General features: G+C 72.1%; 21 protein-coding genes. 6 read left to right on the plus strand and 15 right to left on the minus strand.

Features of this window, described 5'->3' with window-relative positions; translation table 11 throughout:
* Positions 1–61: 61 nt before the first annotated feature.
* On the plus strand, positions 62–853 hold the full coding sequence (locus IO24_RS0108755; protein WP_031133629.1) for an alpha/beta fold hydrolase: 792 nt from the start codon (positions 62–64) through the stop codon (positions 851–853).
* On the opposite strand, the gene qcrB is transcribed toward IO24_RS0108755, so the two are convergent.
* On the minus strand, positions 813–2327 hold the full coding sequence (gene qcrB / locus IO24_RS0108760) for a cytochrome bc1 complex cytochrome b subunit (protein ID WP_031133630.1): 1515 nt from the start codon (positions 2325–2327) through the stop codon (positions 813–815). The genes IO24_RS0108755 and qcrB overlap by 41 nt on opposite strands.
* Positions 2324–3253, minus strand: a complete 930-nt coding sequence (locus IO24_RS0108765; protein WP_031133632.1) for a sigma-70 family RNA polymerase sigma factor — start codon at positions 3251–3253, stop codon at positions 2324–2326. The genes qcrB and IO24_RS0108765 overlap by 4 nt, the downstream gene beginning before the upstream one ends.
* Before the next feature lie 175 nt (positions 3254–3428).
* Here IO24_RS0108765 and IO24_RS0108770 point away from each other — a divergent pair, with 175 nt between their 5' ends.
* From IO24_RS0108770 to IO24_RS0108780, 3 genes are all read left to right on the plus strand, one after another.
* A complete protein-coding gene (locus tag IO24_RS0108770) occupies positions 3429–3674 on the plus strand; it encodes a hypothetical protein (protein WP_031133634.1) in 246 nt (81 codons plus the stop codon).
* Positions 3675–3677: 3 nt separating this feature from the next.
* Positions 3678–4055: a hypothetical protein gene (locus IO24_RS0108775; RefSeq protein ID WP_031133636.1), complete on the plus strand. Its 378-nt coding sequence runs from the start codon at positions 3678–3680 to the stop codon at positions 4053–4055.
* 327 nt (positions 4056–4382) lie between these two features.
* Positions 4383–6011, plus strand: coding sequence for an RICIN domain-containing protein (locus IO24_RS0108780; RefSeq protein ID WP_031133639.1), 1629 nt, complete (start codon positions 4383–4385; stop codon positions 6009–6011).
* Positions 6012–6069: 58 nt separating this feature from the next.
* On the opposite strand, the gene IO24_RS0108785 is transcribed toward IO24_RS0108780, so the two are convergent.
* From IO24_RS0108785 to IO24_RS0108795, 3 genes are all read right to left on the minus strand, one after another.
* On the minus strand, positions 6070–7239 hold the full coding sequence (locus tag IO24_RS0108785; protein WP_031133642.1) for a lactate 2-monooxygenase: 1170 nt from the start codon (positions 7237–7239) through the stop codon (positions 6070–6072).
* 81 nt (positions 7240–7320) lie between these two features.
* On the minus strand, positions 7321–8019 hold the full coding sequence (locus IO24_RS0108790; RefSeq protein ID WP_031133644.1) for an alpha/beta fold hydrolase: 699 nt from the start codon (positions 8017–8019) through the stop codon (positions 7321–7323).
* Positions 8020–8052: 33 nt separating this feature from the next.
* A complete protein-coding gene (locus tag IO24_RS0108795) occupies positions 8053–8610 on the minus strand; it encodes a hypothetical protein (RefSeq protein WP_031133646.1) in 558 nt (185 codons plus the stop codon).
* Between the two features lie 325 nt (positions 8611–8935).
* Here IO24_RS0108795 and IO24_RS0108800 point away from each other — a divergent pair, with 325 nt between their 5' ends.
* Positions 8936–9370, plus strand: coding sequence for a protease inhibitor (locus tag IO24_RS0108800; RefSeq protein WP_031133648.1), 435 nt, complete (start codon positions 8936–8938; stop codon positions 9368–9370).
* Between the two features lie 206 nt (positions 9371–9576).
* On the opposite strand, the gene IO24_RS0108805 is transcribed toward IO24_RS0108800, so the two are convergent.
* From IO24_RS0108805 to IO24_RS0108845, 9 genes are all read right to left on the minus strand, one after another.
* On the minus strand, positions 9577–9783 hold the full coding sequence (locus tag IO24_RS0108805) for a CDGSH iron-sulfur domain-containing protein (RefSeq protein ID WP_031133650.1): 207 nt from the start codon (positions 9781–9783) through the stop codon (positions 9577–9579).
* Positions 9764–10420 carry a HemK2/MTQ2 family protein methyltransferase gene (locus IO24_RS0108810; RefSeq protein WP_234335157.1) on the minus strand — a complete coding sequence of 219 codons (657 nt, stop codon included), beginning with the start codon at positions 10418–10420 and terminating at the stop codon, positions 9764–9766. The genes IO24_RS0108805 and IO24_RS0108810 overlap by 20 nt, the downstream gene beginning before the upstream one ends.
* A 22-nt stretch (positions 10421–10442) precedes the next feature.
* Positions 10443–11450: an iron-containing redox enzyme family protein gene (locus IO24_RS0108815; RefSeq protein ID WP_031133652.1), complete on the minus strand. Its 1008-nt coding sequence runs from the start codon at positions 11448–11450 to the stop codon at positions 10443–10445.
* Between the two features lie 115 nt (positions 11451–11565).
* Entirely contained in the window at positions 11566–11766 is a 201-nt protein-coding gene (locus tag IO24_RS0108820; RefSeq protein WP_031133654.1) for a hypothetical protein, read from the minus strand.
* Positions 11767–11814: 48 nt separating this feature from the next.
* Positions 11815–12822 carry a Ppx/GppA family phosphatase gene (locus tag IO24_RS0108825; RefSeq protein WP_031133656.1) on the minus strand — a complete coding sequence of 336 codons (1008 nt, stop codon included), beginning with the start codon at positions 12820–12822 and terminating at the stop codon, positions 11815–11817.
* A 326-nt stretch (positions 12823–13148) separates the two neighbouring features.
* Positions 13149–15971 carry an NHLP bacteriocin export ABC transporter permease/ATPase subunit gene (locus IO24_RS0108830; protein WP_031133658.1) on the minus strand — a complete coding sequence of 941 codons (2823 nt, stop codon included), beginning with the start codon at positions 15969–15971 and terminating at the stop codon, positions 13149–13151.
* A gap of 1 nt (position 15972) precedes the next feature.
* A complete protein-coding gene (locus IO24_RS0108835) occupies positions 15973–18198 on the minus strand; it encodes an NHLP family bacteriocin export ABC transporter peptidase/permease/ATPase subunit (protein WP_031133660.1) in 2226 nt (741 codons plus the stop codon).
* Positions 18195–19001, minus strand: coding sequence for a biotin/lipoyl-containing protein (locus tag IO24_RS0108840; RefSeq protein ID WP_031133662.1), 807 nt, complete (start codon positions 18999–19001; stop codon positions 18195–18197). Before IO24_RS0108840 ends, IO24_RS0108835 begins: the two co-directional genes overlap by 4 nt.
* Positions 19002–19138: 137 nt before the next feature.
* A complete protein-coding gene (locus tag IO24_RS0108845; protein WP_003994898.1) occupies positions 19139–19354 on the minus strand; it encodes a hypothetical protein in 216 nt (71 codons plus the stop codon).
* A gap of 744 nt (positions 19355–20098) precedes the next feature.
* Here IO24_RS0108845 and IO24_RS0108850 point away from each other — a divergent pair.
* Positions 20099–21487 (plus strand): S1 family peptidase, encoded by a 1389-nt coding sequence (locus IO24_RS0108850; protein ID WP_031133665.1) that lies wholly within the window; start codon positions 20099–20101, stop codon positions 21485–21487.
* Between the two features lie 115 nt (positions 21488–21602).
* Here the strand turns inward: IO24_RS0108850 and IO24_RS0108855 are convergent, their stop codons facing one another.
* Positions 21603–23759 (minus strand): SpoIIE family protein phosphatase, encoded by a 2157-nt coding sequence (locus IO24_RS0108855; RefSeq protein WP_031133667.1) that lies wholly within the window; start codon positions 23757–23759, stop codon positions 21603–21605.
* Positions 23760–23976 lie beyond the last annotated feature (217 nt).

Raw genomic sequence — 23976 nt, forward strand, 5'->3', positions numbered from 1 at the left:
GCCGCGTGCCGGGGAGGTCCGCCGGCAGGACTCCTCCGGCACGCGCGCGTAGCCTGGTGTCATGCCAGCGGTGCGGGTCGACGGCGTCGAGGTCGCGTACGACCGGGCGGGCCGGGGCCCGCTCCTCGTGCTCGCGCACGGCGCCACGATGGACGCCCGGCTCTTCCGCGGCCAGTTCGAGGACCTGGCCGACGAGTTCACGGTCGTCGCCTGGGACGAACCGGGCGCAGGCCGCTCCTCCGACGTACCGCTCTCCTTCCGGCTGGCCGACTATGCCCGCTGCCTGGCGGCCGTCATCGACGACGTGGGGCTCGGCCCCGCCCATGTCCTCGGCCTGTCCTGGGGCGGGACCGTCGTGCTGGAGCTGTACCGGAACCATCCCGCGCTCGTGCGGACGCTGCTCCTCGCCGACACCTACGCGGGCTGGAAAGGCTCGCTGCCCGCGGCGGAAGTGCGGTCCCGGGTCGAGGGGGCGGAACGGATGCTGGCGGTCCCGGCCGAGGCGTTCGCTCCGACCATGCCGGGTCTCTTCGCCGGGCAGCCACCCGCCGAAGCGGTACGCATGCTGTCCGTGATGTCGGCCGACACCCGCCCCCGGAGCATGCGGACCGAGCTCACCGTCATGGCCGAGGCGGACCAGCGTGACCTGCTGCCGAAGATCGAGGTACCGACGCTCCTGTTGTGGGGCGAGCGCGACGCGCGCTCACCCGTGGAGCCCGTCGCCCACCAGTTCCTCGAAACGGTCCCGCGGGCCACGCTGGTCGTGCTCCCCGGCATCGGGCACCTCAGCAATGTCGAGGCGCCGGAGCCGTTCAACCGGACCGTCCGGGAGTTCTGCCGCGCCCACTCCTGACCGGCCCGGCCACGGCCCGGCGCGGCTCGTGCCCGACGGGCTCCCCGGGCCTGTCATGCGCGGTCAGGGTGTGCAGCCGGGCCCGGTCGAGCGGCTCGTGCACCTCGACGTACTCGCCGTGCGGCAGCCGCTTGATCACCCCGGTCGGCCGTCCGTGCGCCACCAGCTCCCGGTCGCGCAGCTGCAGGCCGAGGCAGATCCGCCGGGTGACGGCGAAGACGACCGCCGGGACGGCGAACACCGCGATCCGCACCGCCCACGTCACCGTGTTGATCGACAGATGGAAGCGGGTCGCCACGATGTCGTTTCCGCCGCCCGCCAGCAGCACCAGGTAGAGGCTGATCCAGGCCGCCCCGATCGCCGTACGGACCGGGCGGTTGCGCGGCCGGTCCAGCAGATGGTGCTCGTCCCGGTCGCGGGTGAACCGGGCCTCCAGGAACGGGTACACGCCGATGAAGACCAGCAGCAGCGGGAACACCACGACCGGGATCAGCACGCCCAGCACCAGCGTGTGCCCCCACAGCGTGACCTCCCAGCCGGGCATGATCCGCACCAGGCCCTCGGCGAAGCCGAGATACCAGTCGGGCTGGGCGCCCGTGGACACCTGGTCGGCGCGGTACGGGCCGTACGACCACACCGGGTTGATCGTCGCCACGGCCGCCATCAGCGCGAGCACCCCGAACACCAGGAAGAAGAAGCCGCCCGCCTTCGCCAGGTACACCGGCATGAACGGGGCGCCCACGACGTTGCGTTCGGTGCGTCCGGGCCCGGCGAACTGGGTGTGCTTGTGGTACACGACCAGCAGGACGTGGACGACGATCAGCGCCGCCATGACCCCGGGGACCAGCAGCACGTGCAGGGCGTAGAAGCGGGCCACGATGTCGTCGCCGGGGAACTCGCCGCCGAACAGGAACATCGCCAGATACGTCCCCACGATCGGCACCGACAGCAGCGCACCGTGCACGAACCTCAGGCCCGTACCCGACAGCAGGTCGTCCGGCAGCGAGTAGCCGAACAGTCCCTCGAAGAGGCCGAGGAGGAGCAGCAGCCAGCCGAACAGCCAGTTGACCTCCCGCGGCCTGCGGAACGAGCCCGTGAAGAAGTGCCGCATCATGTGCGTCAGCATCCCGGCGACGAAGACCAGCGCCGCCCAGTGGTGCAGCTGCCGGATGAGCAGCCCGCCGCGCACGTCGAAGCTGATGTCCAGCGTGGACGCGTACGCCTCGGACATCCGCACACCGTTCAGCGGGACGTAACTCCCTTGGTACGTCACCTCGTTCATCGACGGGTGGAAGAACAGCGTCAGATACACGCCGGTGAGGACCAGCACCACGAAGCTGTACAGGCAGATCTCGCCCAGCAGGAACGACCAGTGGTCGGGGAACACCTTGCGCAGGTACTTCCTGCCCAGCGTGTGGATGCCGAGCCGGCCGTCGAACCAGTCGGCGAGACGCTCACCGCGTCCAGCGCTCACGCCGCCTCCCTGGGCAGGTGGGCGAGCTTGTCCGGGTTGGCCACCACATAGATGCCGCGCACCCGGTCGCCCTCCGGGGTGAGATCCAGGACCAGGACGGCGAACGGCGCGTCGCCGTCGAACAGCACCGCCGCGTCGTCGCCGTTCACCCGCCGGTAGCGCCAGACGGGGTGCTCCGGACCGCCCCGCCCGGACGTCAGCAGGCGGGCCACCTTGTCCCGGCCGTGCACCGGGCGCAGGCCCGCCCGCCGGCGCTTGCCGCCCGCGTCCGTCCACGCCGTGACGTCCGGCGCGAGGACCTCCATCAGCTCGGCGATGTCCCCGCCGAGCGCCGCCCGCACGAACCGCTCGGTCGCCTCCCGCCGCACCCGCGGGTGCGCCTCGTACCGCGGCCGCCGCGCGTGCACGTGCTCCCGGGCCCGGTGCGCCAGCTGCCGTACGGCGGCGGGGGAGCGGTCGATGATCTCCGCGATCTCGGCATGCGGGTAGCCGAACACCTCGCCCAGCACGAACACGGCCCGTTCCAGCGGCGTCAGCGACTCCAGGACCACCAGCATCGCCAGCGACACCGACTCCGAACGCAGCGCCGGGTCCTCGGCGGTCTCGGTGTCCTCACCGACCAGCGGCTCGGGCAGCCACGGGCCGACGTACGTCTCCCGCCGGCGGCTGATCACGGCACGGCGGCGCAGCGCGTGGTTGACCGCCACCCGGACGAGATAGGCGCGCGGATTGTCGACCCCGGCCAGAGGAGCGCCCCCGCCCCGGGCCGTCCAGGAGAGCCATGTCTCCTGCAGGACGTCCTCGGTGTCGGCGACGCTGCCGAGCATGTTGTAGACGACGCCGAACAGCAGCTCGCGATGGTCGACGAACACCCCGGTCGCCGCGTCGAGCGGGGCGTCGGTGCCGGGTACGGAGATCTCGGTCATGCGTGGGCCTCCCGTTGAACGCGCTCACTACTGCGAGCCGGGCAGGGCCCCGGAATGTGACATCGCACGGTCCGATGTGACCCACATCTCAGGCGGCCGTCTCTTCGGTACCGTCCAGAAGCCTTCCTGACCTGGGGATATTTACGAGTCAGTACCCGAGCGGTACCGTGAAGGCATGCCAGCTCTCAACGTGGAGTTCAGCGACCGCGAACTTGAGGACCTCAGGCAGATCGCCAAGGAGCGCGGTACGTCCATGAAGGCGCTCGTGCGGGAGGCGGCCGCCGCCGACATAGCCCGCCACCGGGCCCTGCAGGAGGGCGCGGAGGCCTTCCGCCGCTTCTTCTCCACTCACGCCGACGAGTTCGCCGCCGCGTTCCCCGACGACGAACCGCCCGCCAGGGGCGAAGGGCGGGCTGCCTGACCCATGGCGCCCCTGATCCATATCGACGTGCCCTGGCTGCTTCAGCGCCACGAAGAGGTCCTGCCGGACCAGCCCACCGTCAACGACTTCTCCGCGCTGGTCGCCGCCGTCGCACGGCACCGCGTCGACCCGCCCCGCCTCGGCGTGAACTCCGACCCGGCCTGGCGGGCCGCCGCACTGCTGCACACCATCACCGTGCTCCGGCCGCTGCCCTCGGCCAACGCCCGCTTCGCCTGCGCGACCGCCGTGGCGTACATGTTCGTCAGCGGCGTCGGCATCGACCCGCCCTACGGCGCCCTGGTCGACCTGGCCCGCGATCTGCTGTCCGGCGCCACCGACGTCTACGGCGCCGCGGACCGGCTGCGCTCCTGGCAGATCTGAGGAACCGGATCGGTGCCCGATTCACGCGGGCCGCAGGGAAATGTCGAAAACGGGTGCGAACTGCGCGCATGCGTTCTGTGTTTCTGACTTTCTGTCAATGGCGGGGATGTTGACCGGGCGCCTTGTTGGCCGTGTGGGGGTTGTGCAAGAGTGCAACACGCGTGCGGGGGGAATCGCCGGGTGTCGCACGTGATTTGTTGACCACGACCGATTCTCCGTCGGTGAATTCTCACCTCCCGCGCCGCGCCAAAGAGGGTACGCACCAACCGGGCTCCTTTTCGGCGGCAGGACTTCTGTGTGTCACATGCGTGGGAAGGAACCATCTCAGTGCCCACCCCCCACCCCCCTCGTCCCCCGTATCCCCCGCCCGGCGGGGATCTTGGGGAATCCGATGAAGCACTCGCCGCCCCACTGAGAGGCAGTCCGGAGGGCGGGGTCGCCGCCCATTCCGTCGCACTGCTGATGGCGCGGCACTACCAGCCGGCGCACGACTACGCGGTCATCTGTCTCGCCTCGTCGGCGCAGGTCGCCGCGATGGTGACCGGGACCGCCTTCCACCGGACCCTCAACCGCCTCGCCTTCGGCGAGTCCGCCGTCGCGCTGCGCCCGGCCCTTCTCGTGACCGTGCGCGACACGATCCGCGAGTGGTCCGGCGACGACCGAATATCAGCCGTTCTGCCCGCCTTGCAGAAACCGGCGGGAGGGCGGGGGCTGCGCGCGGCGACGTCCATGACGCCCGATAATCGCACCCTCGCGGAGCGGGCATTCCAGGCACTTCCCGCGGCCTCGCGCTGTTTGCTCTGGCATGTCGAGGTCGAGGCAGATCCTTTAAGCGTCCCGGCCGGACTGCTGGGCATGGACACGGACATCGCGTCGGCGACCCTCGAACAGGCCCGGGACACATTCCGTGAAGGCTGTGTACACGCCCATCGCGAACTCGCGCCGACCCACGACTGCCGCTTCTACAACCGCCTCCTCGACGTCCCGATCCGCCGGGGTGGCGCACTGCTGCCGGACGTCCAGCAGCATCTGGCGGAGTGCCGCTACTGCCGGAGCGCGGCGGAACAACTCAGCCATTTCGAGGGCTCGCTGGGGCCGCTGCTCGCCGAGGCGGTGCTCGGCTGGGGCGCCCGCCGCTACCTCGACTCCCGCCCGGGACGCGCGTCGCACGGCACACGGGGCGCTCGCGTCGGCCGGCGCGGTGGCGGACGGCGGGGCGGCGGGCGGCACGGGCTGCTGTCCCGGCTCCCCGTGCCCGCCCCCCGGGTTCCGGAGGCGCTGCGCTCCTCGCGGGCACTGCTCTCGGGCGTCGGCGCGGTCTCGGCCGGGGTGCTGGCGACGGTGCTCATCATCAGCGCGTCGTCCCACGACGGCGGGGAGGCCGACCCGGCCGGCTCCAACAGCGCCGCCGGGGGCGGCAAGAGCTCCACGTCGGTGACGCCGCCCGGTACCGCCGGGCTTCCCGCGGCACCGGGTGTGACGCGGCTGCGCAATGCCGGTGCCGACCTGTGCCTCGACATCCGGGACCTGCCGAAGGAGGGCTCCGGCACGAAGCTGGCGCAGTGCTCGACGGTGTGGACGCAGCAGTGGACGTACGAGGACGACGGCCTGCTGCGCAGTGTCGCCGACCCCGGGCTGTGTCTGGACTCCCACAAGGACGCCGGTGTCGTCGTCCTCGGCACCTGCGCCGACGAGGACGCCGAGCGGGGCGACGACGTGCGCTACGACCTCACCGTGCAGGGGGAGTTGCTGCCCCGCTGGGACGAGCAGCTCGCCCTCACCCCGGCCGACGACGACCCGGGGGCCGACATCGTCGTCAAGGTCCGCGCCCGCTCCTCCGACGCCCAGCGCTGGCAGCCGGAGCCCCTGCCGACGGCGGAGGGCTCTCTGTCGATCGAGGAGCAGGACGACCCGGCCGCCCGCCGGGTGACACTGACCGACGGCAGCACCGCCTGACGACGGGCCCCGGGGCCGGAGCGGGGCTGCGTGGCGAACGCGCCGCGCAGCCCATCCGTCAGGCCGGATCCTCGACGAGGTCGGCCGGGCCGATCGTGCTCGGTGTCGCATGCCCCGAGAGGGCGAGCGTGAGGTCGAGTTCGGCGAGCAGGCAGCGGATGACGTGTTCGACACCGGACCGGCCGTCGAGGCCGAGTCCGTAGACGTACGGGCGGCCGACGAGGACCGCGCGGGCGCCGAGGGCGAGGGCCTTGAAGATGTCGTCACCGGTGCGGACGCCGCTGTCGAAGAGGACGGTGAGCCGGTCGCCGGCGGCCTCCGCGACGCGGGGGAGCGCGTCTGCCGCCGCGACGGAGCCGGCCACCTGGCGGCCGCCGTGGTTGGAGACGACCACGCCGTCCATGCCGGCGTCGGCGGCCCGTCGCGCGTCGTCCGGGTGCAGGACGCCCTTGAGGACGATCGGGCCGTCCCAGTTCTCCCGCAGGAACGCCAGGTCGGGCCAGCTCTTGGCCGGGTCGGAGAACATGCCGACGAAGTGCATCACGGCCGCGTTCGGATCCTCGTGCACCGGCTTGGCCAGACCGGCCTGGAAGGCCGGGTCCGAGAAGTAGTTGGCCGTGCCGACACCGTGCAGGAACGGCAGGTACGCCTGGTCGAGATCGCGCGGCCGCCACGACAGCAGAGGCGTGTCCAGGGTGACGACCAGTGCGGTGAAGCCCGCCGCCTTCGCCCGGCTCAGGAAGCTGCGGGCCACCTCCGGGTCCTTCGGCCAGTACAGCTGGAACCAGCGCTCGGCGTCACCCATGGCCTCGGCGACCTGCTCCATGGGGGTGCTGGACGCGGACGACAGGATGTACGGCACGCCCTGCGCGGCGGCGGCCCGGGCCGCGGCGGACTCGGCGTCCGGATGCATGATCGACAGCACGCCGACCGGGGCCAGCGCGAGGGGGGCGGGGAGGGTCCGGCCCAGCACCCCGACCGACAAGTCCCGCTCGTGCACGTCCCGCAGCATGCGCGGCACGATCCGCCGGCGCTCCAGGGCCGTCCGGTTGGCGCGGGCCGTACTGCCGTTGCCGGCGCTGCCCGCCACATAGCCGACCGGGCCGGGCCCGAGCCGCTGCTCGGTGAGCTCCTCCAGCCGGGTCAGATCGGTGGGCAGCCGCGGTACGGCACCCGTCATCCCGTTCAGATAGATCTCGTACTGGAAGTCCGCCCAGTGCTTGCCCACCGTACGCCCCGCCTCTCGTCGTCTCCTCGTCGAGACCGTGCCGTACGGCCGACGATACCGAGCGGTATGCGCTGCGGTGGATCAGGGCCGGGCCGCCGCCGTGTGCAGCACACGGGCCAGAGCACGCGGCCGGGAGAACATCGGCCAGTGCCCGGTGTCCAGCTCCACCAGCTCCCAGCTGTCGCTCTTGAGGGCCGCGGCGACCGCCGGCATCGGTTCGTCCCCGTCGAGGAGGCACTTCACGTACGTCGCCGGAAGGTCGCCGAGGGGGCGGGTGAGGACGGCCGGTTCGGTGAGCGTGGCACCGGGGTGCGGCGTCGAGCCGCCCACGATGCGGGCGATCTGCTCGTCCGTCAGTCCCTGCCCCGCGTAGTCCTGCGGGCCGAGCGGCGGCCAGTACCCGTCGTGATCGGCGATCGCCTGCCGGACATGCCCGCTCGGCCAGCCCGACAGGAACGACTCACCGTCCTCCGGCACGTTCGCGTCGACGAACACCACGCGCCGCAGCCGGTCGCCGATCCGCTCGGCGGCCTGCCCCACCGGGATGCCGGCGTAACTGTGTCCGACCAGGGCGACGTCCTGCAGGTCGAGACGCTCCACCTCCTCGACGATGTCCCGGACGTGCGTCTGCTGCCCGGCCGGCTGTGTGCCGCTCTTCTCCGCGAGGCCCGACAGCGTCAGCGCATGGACGTCGTGCCCGGCTCCACGCAGCTCCGCGGCCGTCTCGTCCCATGCCCACGCCCCGAGCCATGTCCCTGCCACCAGTACGAAGTCGGTCATGCGGGCAACGTAGCCGAAGGGTCTGACAAGTGGTCACTCCCCGTCGTCGGTGTCCGGTGCGGTGTCCGGTGCGGTGTCCGGCCCCTGGGCCCTGACGCGCTGCACGTGTTCCAGCGAGTCGCGCAACTCCGCGAGCCAGTCGTCCGTGTGCCGCTGCACCAGGCGCACGCACCAGGCCAGCGCGTCGCTGCGGCTGCGGGCCACACCGCCGGCGATCAGGGTGTCGAGGACCTGGCGCTCCGGCTGGCGCAGCCGCGTCATGACCGGTGCGGCCACGTGCGTGAAGAGCGTCCGCAGCCCGCCGCACTCCACACCCCAGGACACCTTCCGGCGGAACCGGTGCTCGGCCTCCCGGGCCACGGCCATCCGGTCCTCGCGGGTGCGCTCCCGGAACTCCTGCGCCCGGCTTGCCAGGGCCGCCTCCCGTTCGGTGGGCGGGACGTCCTCGGCCAGCCGGGGTGCGGGGATGCGGCCGACCACGAGGATCTCCTCGCGGTCGACCGTGATCTCCGTCAGTTCCTCGAAGAGGTCGTCGGGCAGGCGTCCTGCGAACCAGCCGCGAAGCTTCTCTCTCTGCTCATTCGTAATCATGTAATGACGATTACTCGGCCGATCCATGAACGCAAGAGGTCTCCAGCGGTCGGCGAAGGGCGGAATCGGAATGTTTCAGGCCTATTAACAAACACGCGGGAATCGGCCATCTGGCCGCTTCGTAACCCCCGAGACCGCGCAGTTACGGGCTTCCCCCGGGCGGATTCCGTAACTTCACGCCACTGATTCAATACGCAAGGTTACTGAAACCCGTGGGGTCGATGTGTGTTTCCGCTGCGGACTCGGCAGACTCGCGCTCGCCGCTCCGGGCACCGACCGAGCACGGACCGGCACACCCTGTCATCGATGCGGAAGGATGCACACAATGCGGAACACCGCGCGCTGGGCCATGACCCTTGGCCTGACGGCCACCGCCGTCTGCGGACCCCTCTCCGGGGCCGCGCTCGCCACCCCGGGTCAGGCCCCCACCGCGCTCTACGCCCCGTCGGCCCTCGTCCTCACGGTGGGGCACGGTGAGAGCGCGATCGCAGCGACTCCGGAACGCGCGGTCACCCTGACCTGTGCCCCGACGCCCGCCGGCACGCACCCGGCGGCCGGCCCGGCCTGCGCGGAACTGCGCGGCGTCGGCGGGGACTTCGACGCCCTCACCGCGAAGGACGGCGTGTGGTGCACCAAGCAGTACGACCCGGTGGTCGTCACCGTCGACGGAGTCTGGCAGGGCAAGCGCGTCTCCTACGAGCGCACCTTCTCCAACGACTGCATGAAGAACGCCTTCGGAACGGGCGTCTTCTCCTTCTGAGAGGGCCGATCCCACAGACCGGGATCGCGCTGAATCCGTGAAGCACAGCGGGCCGTGGCTGGGGAGCCGGGCCGTTGTCACGGGAAGCCGCGATCTCGCGCGAGGGGGCCGGCGGGCGGAGTGGGGCCGCCCGCCGGCCTCCGGGTTTCCACGCCCGGCAGGTTTCCACGCCCGGCGCGCCCGGCTGGTTTTCTACGCCCGGCACCTCACGCCCGGTCGCGGTGGCTCGTGTCGCACCACGGGTAGCGGCGGCTCCGGCGGCAGGTGCACAGGGCCACGCGGAAGCGGTCCGAGGTGACCACGGAGCCGTCCTCCAGCTCCACTTCCACCGGGCCTTCCATCAACAGCGGGCCCTTGCGCTGGACGGTTACGCGTCGAGGCGCGGCGGGCCGGTCAGACGGGGAGTTCGGCACGGACGACCACCAGCTCTTCCTTGTCATCGGCGGCGGACAGCAGCCCCCGCTCCCGCAGCCAGCGTTCCCGGCCGCGCAGCACCGGGCCGAACGCGATCCGGCGCCGGAGGGTCACGGCGGCCTTCAGGCCGGCCGTGCGCAACTGCCCGACGGTCAGGTCCGGGCCGCTGAGTGCCGACTGCACGAGCAGCAGCACCCCGCCCGGCCGCAGCAGACCGGGCGCCTCCCGGCAGATCCGGTCGACGATCAGCCGCCCGTCGCCGCCCGCGTCCCACGCCCGGGCCGCGCCCCGCGGCGGCCTGCGATGACCCTCGGGCGCCGGCACGTACGGCGGATTGGCCAGGATCAGATCGAACGTTTCTTCGCGTACGGGTTCGAAGAGGTTCCCGTGCCGGATACGGACCGGGAGCCCCGCCAGACGGGCGTTCAGCCGCGCGGCCCACACGGCGCTCCAGGACACGTCCACGGCGGTCACACGGCCGCCGCGGCGCGCGGCCTCCAGAGCCAGGGCGCCGCTGCCGGTGCCTACGTCGAGGACCTTCGCGCCCGGCGCCAGCGGCTCGTCGGACAAGGCACCGGCCAGCAGCTCGGTGTCCTCCTGCGGGGCATACACGCCCGGGGGTACCAGTGCAGTCACGGAACGCCGAGTACCCCGGCCATCAGGAGGTATGAGTCGCTTCCCGGGCCAGTGGTTCACGCAGTGACGAACGTGACGCACGCCAGTCGGTGAGCAGCCGGACGCCGAAGCGTTCCTCGACGAACTCGGTGGCGTCGATGCCGAAGGCGACATCCGGGGCGAGATGCGGCTCCCGTTCCAGCAGCCCGCCGATGACGTCGTGACGCACCACCTGCTCGTGGACGGCGTCGGCCTCGACGTGCTCGTCGTAGAAGTGCTCGGCCGCCGGCCCCGCACCGGTGCGGCGCATCGCCTCGGCGAGCCGCCGCGACCCCGGCGACGAGGTGATCTCGACCGTCGCGAAGTGACCCACCAGGGCGCCCCTGAGCGCCCGGTGCAAGCCGAAGAGGGACATCATGTTCACGGTGACCAGGGCCTCGGCGGACGCCGCGTCGAGATAGCGGCCGTACGTGGTGTCCAGGCCGAGGTCCGTCATCAGGTCCGCGAACAGGACGGCGTGCACGCGGTCGGCACGGCCGCCGCCCCACTCGTCGAACTCCACGGCCGCCATCGCCGCCTTCGCCCGGCCGTACAGACGCGGCAGCACCCAGGCGTGCGGGTCCGCCTCCTTGAGGTGGTAGAGGGAACGCTGGGCCGCGTACTCGCGCACCTGCCACAGCTCGCCCTCGTCCCGCAGGAAGTGGGTGACGCCGGTTCCCTCGACGGGCTCGACCAGCAGGCCGGCCAGTGCCTCGGCCACGCTGTCGTGGACGTGCGCGTCGGTGCGCAGCGCGGACAGGAAGCGGTGCTCCATGGCCGCGCGGACCCGCAACAGATCGGGGTCCCACTCGCGCTCCGGAGGGACGCCCGCGAAGCCGCGGTAGTGCAGCTCGTAGCAGAGGTACAGGGCGAGCTGGAGATCGTCGCCGTACACCTCGGCGCGGGCGACGTCCTCGGGACGGGGCAGACGGCCCGCACCTCGCAGATACGCGTCGACCCCCCTGCTCAGCGGGCCGCGCGGGGCCGGCAGTCGTGGTCCATCGTGCTCCATGCGCGCCGGGTACCCGCCCGGCGCCCGAGGTCACCCGCCGTACGACACCGCCCCGCCGTACGGGCGCGACCGGTCGGGCCGCGGCCCGAGGCAGCCCGGGACCGCCCGGCGCCCGTCAGTCCCCCTCGGACTCCTCCTGCGCACGCGTATTGGGCGTGATGGCCTCCCCCGCCTCGCCCCGGTGGCGGCGCTGCCCGGCGGAGTCCCGGGTGCGGTTCTCGGCGTCCTCGACCTCCCGCAGCACCTCCTCGAGTGCCGTTTCGGGCGGCTTGCCGTGCTGGTCCTCGCCCCGGTCGTGGTCCTTGTGCTGAGACACAGGGGTCTCCTTTCTGCGTTCGGTGCGTCCGGCCAGGTGGTGGGCGGTTCAGGTGGAGGCTGCGGCGATGCGCAGGGGTACCGGATCGGGCGGGACGGCCTCCGCACTGCGGCGGGCGACCTCCGCCCACCAGGAGGGGCCGTCCTCGATGTGGCGCAACAGCACCCCCTCGCGGATCGCCCAGGGGCAGACCGTGACGGCCTTGATGCCGGTCAGCTTCAGTGCCGTGTGCCCGACCACGGCTCCCGCCAGGCTCTGCGCGGCGCGCGGTGCGGAGATGCCGGGCAGGTGCGCGCGTTCGGAGGCGGGCAGAGCCGCCAGCTGCGTGATCGCCGCCCGCAGCTCGGAGCGGTGCATCTGCCGGTCCACGAACGGGCCGTGGCGTCCGGGCGCCGCGCCGCACAGCCGGCCCAGCTGCTGGAAGGTGCGGGAGGTGGCGACCGCGGTGCGCGGGCCCTCCCAGCGGATGCGTGCCGCGACGTCCCGCAGCTGGTGGCGGACCTTGCGGCGCAGCGCCCGCACCTGCTCCGGTGACGGCGGGTCCTCGTCCTCGAAGAACTCGTGCGTCAGCCGCCGTGCGCCCAGCGGCAGGGACGCCACGAAATCGGGCAACCGGCCGCGCCCGAAGGCGACCTCGAGCGTGCCGCCGCCGATGTCGAGCAGGGCGAGCGGCCCCGACCGCCAGCCCATCCAGCGCCGGGCCCCCAGAAACGTCAGCTCGGCCTCGACCTCGCCCGGCAGCGTGCACAGGTCCACGCCGGTACGGGCATGGACGGTGCGCAGCACCTCGTGCCGGTTCGGCGCGTTGCGCACCACCGCGGTCGCGAACGCCAGCGGGTCGGCCGCACCCCACCGGGCCGCGGTCCGGCTCGCCTCGGCCACCGCGTCGACGAGCTGTCCCACGGCCTGCTCCGGGATGGGTCCCCCCGGTGTGACCTGCTCGGACAGCCTGAGCCGCCACTTGGCGGTGTGCACGGGCAGCGGCACCCCGTCCGCCGCGTCCGCGACCACAAGTCTGACCGTGTTCGATCCCACATCCACCACGCTGATTCGCATGGGCGGTGGGTACCCATTTACGGGGCGCGCCAACAGACCACACGCTCCGTACCGGCGAGGTCACGCCACGGACCGGCCTGCGCGCCTCCCGGGCCATGAGCCGGCTCGGCGCTGCGATGCTCCTCGCCGTAGCCGGACAGCGCCCAGGTCACGTTCCGGCCCCGCACAACCCCCGGCTGAAGGTCGCGCCCGTGGTGCTCCCCGGCCAGGGCGCGGCGCTCGGTGAACCGGACGGGCGGCCGACCGGGGGCGTCCCGGGATTCGTTGCGAGGTCGAGGACCGTGTCGTGCGCTGGCCACGTCGCGCCTGTGGGAGAGCGCGCTGCGTCACGCCATCTGGCGGCGCACCAGTTCGTGCAGCCGGCCGTTCGTGTCGGCGAGGAGTTGAGAGGGCGGGCCCTGTTGGATGACCTTGCCGTCCTCCATCACCACGACCCGGTCGGCGTCCATCACGGTCGACAGCCGGTGCGCGATGACGATGCGGGTGGCGTTGAGGGCCTTGGTGCTCTCGATGACCGTGCGTTGCGTCTCGTTGTCGAGCGCGCTGGTCGCCTCGTCGAAGAAGAGGATGCGCGGCCGCCGGATCAGCGCCTGGGCGATCATCAGCCGCTGGCGCTGGCCGCCGGAGACGGCCCCACTGCCCGCCACGATGGTGTGCAGGCCCATCGGCATCCGCTTGATGTCCTCGGCGAGCCCGGCCATCTCGGCGGCCGCCATCGCCTCCTCCGGCGTGTACGGCTCGGTGCCGCAGATGACGTCCAGGATCGAGCCGGAGAACGGCTGCGCGTGCTGGAGCACCACACCGCACTGGCGGCGCACCGCCGACTGGTCCAGGGCCGCCAGGTCCTGCCCGTCGTACAGCACGCTGCCCGACACGGGCCGGTCGAAGCCGATCAGCAGCCGCAGCAGCGTCGACTTTCCGCAGCCGCTCGGGCCGACGACCGCGACGAACTCGCCCGGCCGCACCTCGAACGACACGTCGTCCAGAACCAGCGGACCGTCGTCCGAGTAGCGGAACGACACCCGGCGCGCCTCGATCGCCCCGGTCAGCGGCCCCGGCCGGGTACTCGCCGTGCGCACCTCGGGCGTGGCGTCCAGCACCGGCTTGATCTCCTCGAAGAGCGGCAGCGCGGCCACCGCCGAGACGAACGCACCGGTGAGCTGGGTGACGGAGGTCAGCAACATCGTCACCGACGTGTTGAACGTGAGGAACGCCGCCGCCGACATCGAGCCCCGGGCCGGACCGGCCAGCAGCATGAACATCAGCAGGGTGCACAGCGGCAGGTACACCGCGCCCAGCACCGAGGTGATGTTCTTGATCCGGCCGACCCTCTGCTGGAGTTCCCGGCTGCGCGCGAACTCCGATGCCCACGCGGCGTACGCGTAGTTCTCGGCGGCGGCCACCCGCAGCTTGGGCAGGCCCCGCAGCGTCTGGAACGCCTGGTTGTTCAGCTTGTTGGAGAGCACCACCAGCCGCCGCTGCCAGCGCACCTGCCACAGCCCGAGCCCGAGGAACACGGCCGCGATGACGACGAGCATGCCGATCGCGGCCATCGCCATCGGCACGCTGAACCACAGCAGCAGCCCCAGGTTCATCGCGCCGACCGTCACCGACTGGGCGACCGTCGGGCCGACGCCCGCCAGCAGCCGGCGGATGGAGCTGATGCCCATGGCCGCGCTGGCCAGTTCGCCCGTGGAGCGCTCGGTGAAGAACTTCGTCGGCAGTCTCAGCAGCCGGTCCCACACCGCCGGCTGGAGCGTGGCCTCGATACGGCCCTCGAGCCGCAGGATGGTCAGGTTCTGCAACAGCATGAAGGCCGCCGCCACCACACTGCTCAGCATCACCGCGATGCACACCTGCACGATCAGGTCCGTCTGTGCCTTCGGGACGAACTCGCCGAGCACCTTGCCGGTCGCGATCGGCACCAGTGCGCCGATCGCCACCGTCACCAGACCGCTGAGCAGCAGACCGGTCAGGTCGCCGCGCATGCCCTGCATACAGAACCGCAGCAGCCTCAGCGGGCTGAGCCCCCGCTCCGGCAGCGGGCGGTAGAACATCACCGCGCGCGGCTCGAACTCGTCGGCGTTGGCCTTCTCGATCGGCGTCTCACGGCCGGTCGACGGATGCACCGCGACATAGCCGCCGCGCCGCCACAACAGCGCCACCGGCGCCCCCGACAGAGCCCGCTGACCGACCAGCGGCCCCACGTTGTCCCGCCACCAGCGGCCGTCGAGCCGTACGGCCCGGGTGCGGACGCGGGAGGCCAGGGCGACCTGCTCGACCGGGTCGAGGCGGTCGCCTCCGGTGCCCTTCTGGGTCGGCTCGGTGATCCGGATCCCGGCCGCCTGCCCGACCAGCCTGCAGGCCGCGTACGAGGCGTCCGCGTCGGCCGCGGTGGTGCGCTGGGAGGAGCGTTTGCCGATGGAGGCGAGCAGCGTCCGGTCGGCCTGGACGCGCACCGCCTCACCGGCCTTGATGCCCTCGGCCGTGCGCGTCTCGTGGGTGCGCTCCAGCTGCTCGATCCAGCGGTCCAGCGTGGTCAGCAGCCGGTACTGCTGGTCGACCATGGACTGCCACAGCGCGGGGTCCATCAGCAGGTCGGCCGCGGCCTCCGCGCCGTACAGCGAGCCGTACTGCACGCTGCCCGGCGGGACCTGCATCCAGAACACGTCGTCGTCGGTGGGCGCGGCGGCCCGCTCGGTGGCCATCGGCGCCTGGAAGAGGATGGACAGGCTGCGGCCGACGCCGAGGGCGAGCGCGTACTCCAGCGGACTCGTCGTCGGCGGCACGTACTGCGGGTTGCCGTACTCGTCGTACGACCAGGTCGCCGTGTTGGCGGGCTGGTACAGCTCGCGCAGGCCGATACGGTGCACCACGCAGTCCCGCAGCGGCCGGGCCACCAGGGTGTGCTGCGGGCCCGGCACCGGGCCGAGCACCAGCGACCCCGCCTCCAGCCGGCCCAGATGGTGCCAGTGGCCCTGCTGCCCGGCGTCGACCGCGAACAGGTCGACAGCGCCGGACGCGACCAGCCACAGCACCTGCGGGCCTTCCAGGTCGAGGCGGTTGAACCCGGCGCAGTCGATGCGCGAGCCCATCTGCCCGAAGGCGCCCAGCACGAGGTCGCCGTGTCCTTCGTGAACGGTCGTCATCTCACCGCTCCCTGACCAGTGCCGCGTACGCGCCGCCGCGGGCCACCAGGTCCTCGTGCCGTCCCCGCTCCACGACCGTGCCGTGCTGCAGGACGACGATCTCGTCGCTGTCGCGGACCGTGCTCAGCCGGTGCGCGATCACCACACAGGCGCAGCCGCGCCGGCGCAGGTTGTCCATCACGACCTGCTCGGTCTCCGCGTCCAGGGCGCTCGTCACCTCGTCGAGCACCAGGATGCTCGGCCGGCGCACCAGCGCTCGCGCGATCTCCAGGCGCTGGCGCTGCCCGCCGGAGAAGTTGCGGCCGTCCTGCTCGACCTTGCTGTGGATGCCGCCCGGGCGGCGGGTGATCACGTCGTACAGGGCGGCGTCGCGCAGCGCGTCCTCCACCGCGTCGTCGGGGATCGACGGGTCCCACAGCGCCACGTTGTCCCGGACCGTGCCCTCGAAGAGGAACACGTCCTGGTCGACGAAGGAGACCGAGGCGGCCAGCGCCCCGCGCGGGATGTCCTCGATGCGCTGCCCGTCGATACGGATCACGCCCTCCCACGGCGCGTACAGCCCGGAGATCATCCTCGACACCGTGGACTTGCCGCTGCCGGAGCCGCCGACCAGCGCGACCTGCTGCCCGGGGCCGACCGTCAGGTCGAAGCCGGTGAGCAGGGGCTTGTCGAGCGGGCTGTAGCCGAACGTGATGTTCTCCAGCTCGACATGGCCCTGGAGGCGGCGCGTGGACTCCCCGGCACCGGGGCGGCCGTAGAGCGGGTCGGCCTTGAAGTTCTCCACGTCCTTCAGCCGGGCCACGTCCGCCGCGAAGTCCTGGATGCGGCCGGCGACGCCGTTCAGCCGGGTCAGCGGGGCCGTGAAACGGGTGACCAGGGCCTGGAAGGCGACCAGCAGACCGACCGAGATGTGCCCCTCGACCGCCCGCATGCCGCCGATCCACAGGATCAGCGCGCTGTTGAGGGTGGCCAGCGTCGGCGCGACCACGCCCAGCCAGGCGCTCGGCACGCCGAGCCGCTGCTGCTCTTCCAGGGTGGTGGCGTGCTGCCCGGCCCACTTGCGGAAGTAGCCGTCCTCGCCGCCGGTCGCCTTCATCGTCTCGATCAGCTGAAGGCCCGTGTAGGCGGTGTTGGTGAGGCGGGCCGTGTCCGCGCGCAGCTTCGCCGTGCGCGTCGCCCGCAGCCGGATGACGACGCGCATGGCGACGATGTTCAGCAGCGCGACGCCGATGCCGACGAACGTCAGCTGCGGGTCGTAGGTGTACAGCAGCACCGCGTACAGGACGACCACGACCGCGTCCACGCCCGCCGCCGCGAGGTCGCGGGACAGGGTCTCGGACACCGCGTCGTTGGACTGGAGCCGCTGTACCAGGTCGGCCGGGCTGCGCTGGGAGAAGAACGTCACCGGCAGCCGCAGCAGATGCCGCAGGAAGCGGGCGCTGGACAGGGTGGAGGAGATGATGCGGCCGCGCAGCAGGTTGGCCTGCTGGAGCCAGGTCAGCACCACCGTGAGCAGCACGCACGCCGCCATCGACGGGAACAGCACGTCGAGCAGCGAGGTCTGGTTGCCGATCAGGAACTCGTCGATGTAGGTGCGGCTGAGCGCGGGCACCGCCGCCCCGACCGCCACCAGCAGCAGGCTCGACAGGACGGCGGCGGGCATCGTGCCCGCGGTGCCGCGCAGCCGGGCCGGCATCGCGCCCAGGACGCCCGGCTTGCGGCCACCCCGGGCGAAGTCCTCACCGGGCTCCATCACCAGCACGACACCGGTGAAGCTGCCGTCGAAGTCCTCCATGGGGACGAAACGGCGGCCCTTGCCGGGGTCGTTGATGTAGATGCCACGGCGGCCGAAGCGGCGGCCCATGCCGTCATAGACGACGTAGTGGTTGAACTCCCAGAACAGGATGGCCGGCGACTTCACCTCGGCGAGGGCGGCCAGGTCCATCTGCATGCCCTTGGCCGTCAGGCCGTAGGAGCGGGCCGCCTTCAGCAGGTTGCTGGCGCGCGAGCCGTCCCGGGAGACACCGCAGGCGATGCGCAGCTCCTCCAGCGGGACGTGCTTGCCGTAGTGGCCGAGCACCATGGCCAGGGAGGCGGCGCCGCACTCGACGGCCTCCATCTGGAGCACGGTGGGCGTGCGGACGGTCTTCGCCCCGGCCTTGGGCACCTTGCGCTTCGGCGGGGCGGCGCGGCGCCGGCCCCGGGTGTCCGGTGCGGTCGCGCTCATGGCAGCAGCCAGTCGACGGGACGCTGGTCGGCCAGCCGGATCGAACCGGAGGCCGGCGTCATGGAGGTCAGCTTGAACGGCGGTCCGTCCGCGGACGACCACGTGTAGCCGCTCTTCGTGCCGGACGACTTGTCCAGCCGGACCGTCACGGCCACCGGCCTGCCCTTCTTGGTGAACTGTTCGCCCAGCTGGCTGTCCCCGAGGAACGCGGCGATCTGCTGCGGGGACTGGGCCGAGCGGTCCACCGACTTCACATGGCCGCGCAGCACCCCGTACTCCTGCGTGGGCACCGACTGCACGGTCAGGTCCACGGCGGCGTCGTCGGGGATCGAGGCGGCGTTCTCGGCGGGGACGTACACGGTCGCGTAGAGCGGGTCCCCGGTGTGGGCGACCTTCTCGACGGCGGCGATGTTCGCGCCGGTCTGGATGATCTGCCCGACGGTCGCGGCGAGTGCGGAGACCCGGCCCGCGTCGAGCGTGCGGACGACCGCTTCGCCCTTGGCCGTACGGACCTTGAGCACGGGGGAGTTCGCGGGCACCTGTTCGCCCTGCTTGGCGAGCACCGCGGTGACCTGGCCCGCGACGGGGCTCTGGAGGAGGTAACTGCCCTGCCCGTGCGTGATGATGGCGGGTGCGCTGACGGTGGAGGTCACCGAGCCGGTCACCGCCCACACCGAGGCGGCCGCCATCGCGACCACCGTCACCGAGAGCACGAGCCAGCCCTGCGGGCGGGCGAAACGCACCGGCAGGTCGAGTTCCTCCGGTGACTGGAGCTTGGCGAGGGCCTGTTGGCGGAACTGCAAGGAACTTCCCTCACCCGTAGAAGAGGTACTCACGGCCGTGGCAGAGGTACTCACGGCTGCGGCAGAGGTTCATACGGAACCCGAAGAACCCGGAACCGCCGGCTGCGGTTCCGGGAATCAACGGCACAAGGGCTCGATCAGAGGCCGGAGACCAGGCCGGTGACCGGGGCCGTGTTCAGGCCGGTGACACCCTCGACGGTGCCGACGGCCGTGTCGACCAGGCCGGAGACCGGAGCGATGCCGTCAACCGTGTCGGTGACGGTGTTGACGGCGTTCACGGAAAGGCCGCCGGAGATGGCGTCGAGCTGGGCGTCAGCGATCTCGACGGTCTCGACCTGGGGGGTGGAGTTCATGATGGAACTTCCCTTCGTATGGGTATCTCACAAGGGGGGAGCGGCCCCCTCTGGGGACAGATGACGGCCGCGACCGCGGGCACCGGGCATTCGTTTCCGAGTGCCCTGAGCGGCCCCCGCGGTGCGATGGATCAAAGCACGCTGCGGCTCCGCGCTTCCAATCAACCACCCCCCTCACCAGGGAACTTGCGCCCCCGTGGCGCCGATCCGTGCAGGTCCGTGCACCGCTTGGCGGCGAGTTCTTCACATGCGGCACCGCATCGGTGCATCCGGGCCCTTGTTCCTCGGGGTGGCGAATCCGGCACTCCCGCCCCAAAGGCGTGACCTACGCGGCCGGGGTGTGGATAACCCTCATTTCGGTGACCGGGTTGAGCATTCGATGTGCAGATTCGCTGAAGCCGGGATTCCACTCCGTGAGGACGACAGATCGTTTCCGGGTGGATACGGAGCGTTGCGTTCCGCCATGCCGGAGCGGCGACCGTCGCTGAAAGGCCGTCATCCGGCCATGGCGCTCCGCGGGCCGGCCGGACCAGGCCTCCCGGACCGGCCCGGGTGAGCAGGGCGGTCACGGACCACGCGGTCGGTCTGCCGGCGGCGGGAGTTGGCTGATTCCGCGATGCGAAGGGATCACTTGCAAACGGAATTGAACGCCCCGTGCGGCCCGTGCGTACCAACAGCCATCCAGGCGCCCCCCAGAAGCTGCCGGACGGCGGCACCCACTCCGTTCCCCAGGAGGAGAGAAGTTTGAGTCACAAGCGAATTCCGAAGCGCAAGGCCGCGATAGCGGCGGGCGGTGTGGTGGCGCTCGGCGCGGCCGCGATCCTGCTCCCCAACGCCAACGCCTCCCAGGACGGTTCGTCCGGCGACGCGGCGGCCGCGCCGAAGACCCTGAAGGCGGGCGACGCCTCGGATCTCGCCTCGCAGCTCTCCGGGCTCCTCGGTGAAGCGTTCGGCGGCTCCTACTACGACGGCGACAGCCGGCAGCTCGTCGTCAACGTCGTACCGGGCGACAACAACAACGTGATCGTGCAGGCGAAGGCGGCCGGCGCGAAGGTCCGCGAGGTCGAGAACAGCTGGTCGGAGCTGCAGGACGGCGCCTCGACGCTGAAGTCCGAGGCGACCATCGCCGGCACCTCGTGGTCGATCGACCCGCGCACCAACAAGCTCCTGGTGACGGCGGACAGCACCGTGACCGGCGCCAAGTGGGACAGACTGGAATCCACCGTGCAGGAGCTCGGCTCCGGCATGGCCACCATCAAGAAGTCCGCCGGCACCTTCAAGCCGTTCGTCTCCGGAGGCGACGCCATCTTCGCGGGCGGCTCGCGCTGCTCCCTCGGCTTCAACGTCACCGCGGGCGACGGCTCGCCCGCCTTCCTGACGGCCGGTCACTGCACCCTCGGCGGCAACGAGTGGTCGGACACCCAGGGCGGCCAGCCGATCGCCACCGTCGACCAGTCGACGTTCCCGGGCAACGGTGACTTCGCACTCGTGAAGTACGACGACCCGGCGACCGAGGCACCCAGTGAGGTCAACACCGGCGACCAGACCGTCCCGATCACCGAGGCCGCCGAGGCGACCGTCGGCCAGCAGGTCTTCCGGATGGGCAGCACCACCGGGCTCGCCGACGGCCAGGTCCTCGGCCTGGACGCCACGGTGAACTACCCGGAGGGCACCGTCACCGGCCTCATCCAGACCGACGTCTGTGCCGAGCCCGGCGACAGCGGCGGCTCGCTGTTCACCCAGGACGGTCTCGCCATCGGCCTGACCTCCGGTGGCAGCGGTGACTGCACGGTCGGCGGCGAGACGTTCTTCCAGCCGGTGACCACCGCCCTGGAGGCCGTCGGCGCGACCCTCGGCGCGGGCGGTGCCGGTGCCGGTGCCGGTGCCGGTGACGAGGCCGGTGCCGGCGAGGACGCCGGTGCTGGTGAGGAGGCCGGTGCCGGCGAAGAGGCCGGTGCCGGTCAGGAAGCCGGTGCGGGTGCCGGTGAAGAGGCCGGAGCCGGTGAGGAAGCCGGTGCCGGTGCCGGTGAGCAGGCCGGAGGCGACGAAGCGGGTGCCGGAGCCGGTGCGGGTGCCGGTCAGGACGCGGGTCAGGGCGTCGAGGACAACTCCGGTCTGACCGAGAGTCGCTGACCCCCGCACAGCCGTCGGCAGCCGGTCCGACGCGGCCGGCCCGGTTCCGCCCCCTTCCTGGCGGAACCGGGCCGGCCACCGGCGTTCCCGTCCGGGCGCCCCGCGCCCGGCGGACCTATCCGACGGCCCGGATCAGCAACAGGGCGATGTCGTCGAGCCGTTCCTCCCCGGCGGTGTGGTGCCGCCCCTGGTGGACGAGGCTGTCGGCCAGTTCGTCCAGCGGCTGGTCCCCGGCGTCGGCCAGCCGCCGGCCCAGATCCGCGAGGGCCTCCTCGAAGTCCGTGCCGGGGGATTCGACCAGCCCGTCGGTGTAGAGGACGAGCAGCGAACCGGGGGCCAGGGCGACCTCCGTCGTCGGGTACACCGCCGAGGCGTCGATGCCCAGCAGCGGGCCGCCCGCCAGGTCGAGGACGCGCACCCGGCCGTCCGGCCGTCTCAGCAGCGGCGGGGGGTGCCCCGCCCGGGACATCACGGCCCGCCCGTGCTCCGGGTCGAGGCGCAGGTACAGACAGCTGGCGAACAGGTCGGACCCCAGGTCGAGCAGCAGCCGGTTGGTGCTGCGCATGACCTCCTCGGGCGCCTGACCCACGGTGGTGTACGCGCGCACCGCGGTGCGGACCTGCCCCATCAGCCCGGCCGCCGTCACGTTGTGGCCCTGCACGTCCCCGATCACCGCCGCCGCCGTCCCCCGGGTGCCGACCAGGTCGTAGAAGTCGCCGCCGATGTCCATGCCCTGAGTGGCCGGGACATAGCGGCCGACCGCCTCGATGCCGGGCAGGGACGGCAGGGAGTGCGGCAGCAGCGCTTCTTGCAGGCCGTGCGCGAGCCGGTGCTTGGCGTCGTAGAGCAGCGCCCGCTCCAGCGCCTGGGCGATCAGCCCGGCCATGCTGATCATCACCGCCCGCTCCTCCGTCGGGAAGGGGTGCGGCTCGGCGTAGGACAGGACGCAGGTCCCGACCGGGCGGCCCTGGGCGATCAGCGGCAGGTAGGCCCAGGCCTCGAATCCGTCGGGGGTCGCGAGCCGCGCGGGGTACAGCCGTTCCAGCTGCTCCTGCGACTCGAAGAACGCGGGCACGCCCGTCCGCAGCACCTGGGTGCCGGGTGTCGACTCGGTCAGGGGCATCCCGTCGAACCGTTCCACCACGTGCGGGTCCCGGTATCCGCGATGCCCCAGCACCTGCAGCCGGTTCGCCCGCGAGCCCAGCACGACCAGGGCCTGGCTGCCCACGGCCGGGGCGATCTCGTCGGCGACCAGCTGCACCACGTCCTGCACCCCCACCGCCTCGGTGAGGGCGCCGGCCAGATCGAGCACCTGCGTGATGGTGACCAGCCGGGACGGTGTCCCGGCTGGCGGTGGTGCGGTCCGGTTCATCTGCGACACGGCCCTGGACCTGGTGATGCGCACGCTCAGGCCCGTCGTGCTCGGGTACAGCCGGAACGACAGCCACTCGCCGGGCGGGCGCAGCGCCACGAACGACGTGACGTGCTGGCTGAGCAGAGCGGCCCGGTACCGGTCCTCGTACACCGGGTCGTTGAGCCACGGCACCGACGCCCACAGCTGGGTGCCGAGCAGTCGGCTGACCGGGACGTTCAGCAGCTCACCCGCCGCCGCGTTGACGAAGCCGATCCGTCCGTGCAGGTCCAGGGAGACCAGCCCGTACGGCAGCCGGCTCACCATCCGGGCCGCCTCGACCGTGCCGAGCGTGCCGGCCATGCCGCCCGCCAGGGGCGAGGCGAGCAGGTCGGTCTCGGGGTGCGGCGGGATGCTGTGCTCGGCGGCCCGCTCCAGCCGGACCGCCAGCCGGCCGCAGGCCGCCGTCAGATGGTCGCGCTCGTGGTCGGACATCTCCGCCGGGTGCGCGCCCGGCCAGGTCACGAAGACCGCGCCGTAGACGGTGGACTCGGTGGCGATCGGCACCGCGGCCAGGGCGAACGGGTACGGCAGCACCACGGCGATCCGCGGGTAGTGGCGGGCCATCTGCTCCTCGCCTCCCACCCACACCAACCGCCGCTCGCGGGCCGCGTCGGCGACCGGGATCGGTGAGCTCAGGCCCACCCGTTCCCAGGGCGCCGCGAACGCCCGGGGCAGACCGGCCATCACCGCCATCTCCAGCACCGGCTGGTCCGGTGCCATCAGGTACACCGCGCCGGAGTGGGCGTGCACCTCGTCCATCATCGAGGCCAGCGCCAGGGAGAGCAGGGGACGGCCGACCGGCGTCCTGGCGGTTGCCGGCGCCTGCGCGGAGGACTGCCCGTCGGACACGCCGACCACCTCCTCGCACGGCCGCGCGACCGGGTCCAGGAACAAATCTCCCCCCTGGCGGCCCGTCCCGCACGACGAGCGGTTCCCGAACGGTCCCGGTTACCGCCGGTCACACGTGCTCTGGCCCCGCCGGGGGCGCCCACCTACCCCGACCGCCCCGGCCCATGCCCCCGCAGTCGAAGCGCGGCCGGGCGTACGGGGCGCTGGGCGTGCGCCCCCGCGCACC

The sequence above is a fragment of the Streptomyces flavovariabilis genome, assembly GCF_000725785.1.
In the GTDB taxonomy this organism is placed as follows: Bacteria; Actinomycetota; Actinomycetes; order Streptomycetales; family Streptomycetaceae; genus Streptomyces; species Streptomyces hawaiiensis.

What these genes read in the sequence shown, in the direction of transcription:
- IO24_RS0108790 (WP_031133644.1), bottom strand. Translation starts at nt 8,019, where the DNA reads ATGACCGACTTCGTACTGGTGGCAGGGACATGGCTCGGGGCGTGGGCA.
- IO24_RS0108815 (WP_031133652.1), bottom strand. Translation starts at nt 11,450, where the DNA reads ATGGAGCACGATGGACCACGACTGCCGGCCCCGCGCGGCCCGCTGAGC.
- IO24_RS0108770 (WP_031133634.1), top strand. Translation starts at nt 3,429, where the DNA reads ATGCCAGCTCTCAACGTGGAGTTCAGCGACCGCGAACTTGAGGACCTC.
- IO24_RS0108765 (WP_031133632.1), bottom strand. Translation starts at nt 3,253, where the DNA reads ATGACCGAGATCTCCGTACCCGGCACCGACGCCCCGCTCGACGCGGCG.
- IO24_RS0108835 (WP_031133660.1), bottom strand. Translation starts at nt 18,198, where the DNA reads ATGAGCGCGACCGCACCGGACACCCGGGGCCGGCGCCGCGCCGCCCCG.
- IO24_RS0108795 (WP_031133646.1), bottom strand. Translation starts at nt 8,610, where the DNA reads ATGATTACGAATGAGCAGAGAGAGAAGCTTCGCGGCTGGTTCGCAGGA.
- IO24_RS0108800 (WP_031133648.1), top strand. Translation starts at nt 8,936, where the DNA reads ATGCGGAACACCGCGCGCTGGGCCATGACCCTTGGCCTGACGGCCACC.
- IO24_RS0108825 (WP_031133656.1), bottom strand. Translation starts at nt 12,822, where the DNA reads ATGCGAATCAGCGTGGTGGATGTGGGATCGAACACGGTCAGACTTGTG.
- IO24_RS0108830 (WP_031133658.1), bottom strand. Translation starts at nt 15,971, where the DNA reads ATGACGACCGTTCACGAAGGACACGGCGACCTCGTGCTGGGCGCCTTC.
- IO24_RS0108845 (WP_003994898.1), bottom strand. Translation starts at nt 19,354, where the DNA reads ATGAACTCCACCCCCCAGGTCGAGACCGTCGAGATCGCTGACGCCCAG.
- IO24_RS0108775 (WP_031133636.1), top strand. Translation starts at nt 3,678, where the DNA reads ATGGCGCCCCTGATCCATATCGACGTGCCCTGGCTGCTTCAGCGCCAC.
- IO24_RS0108755 (WP_031133629.1), top strand. Translation starts at nt 62, where the DNA reads ATGCCAGCGGTGCGGGTCGACGGCGTCGAGGTCGCGTACGACCGGGCG.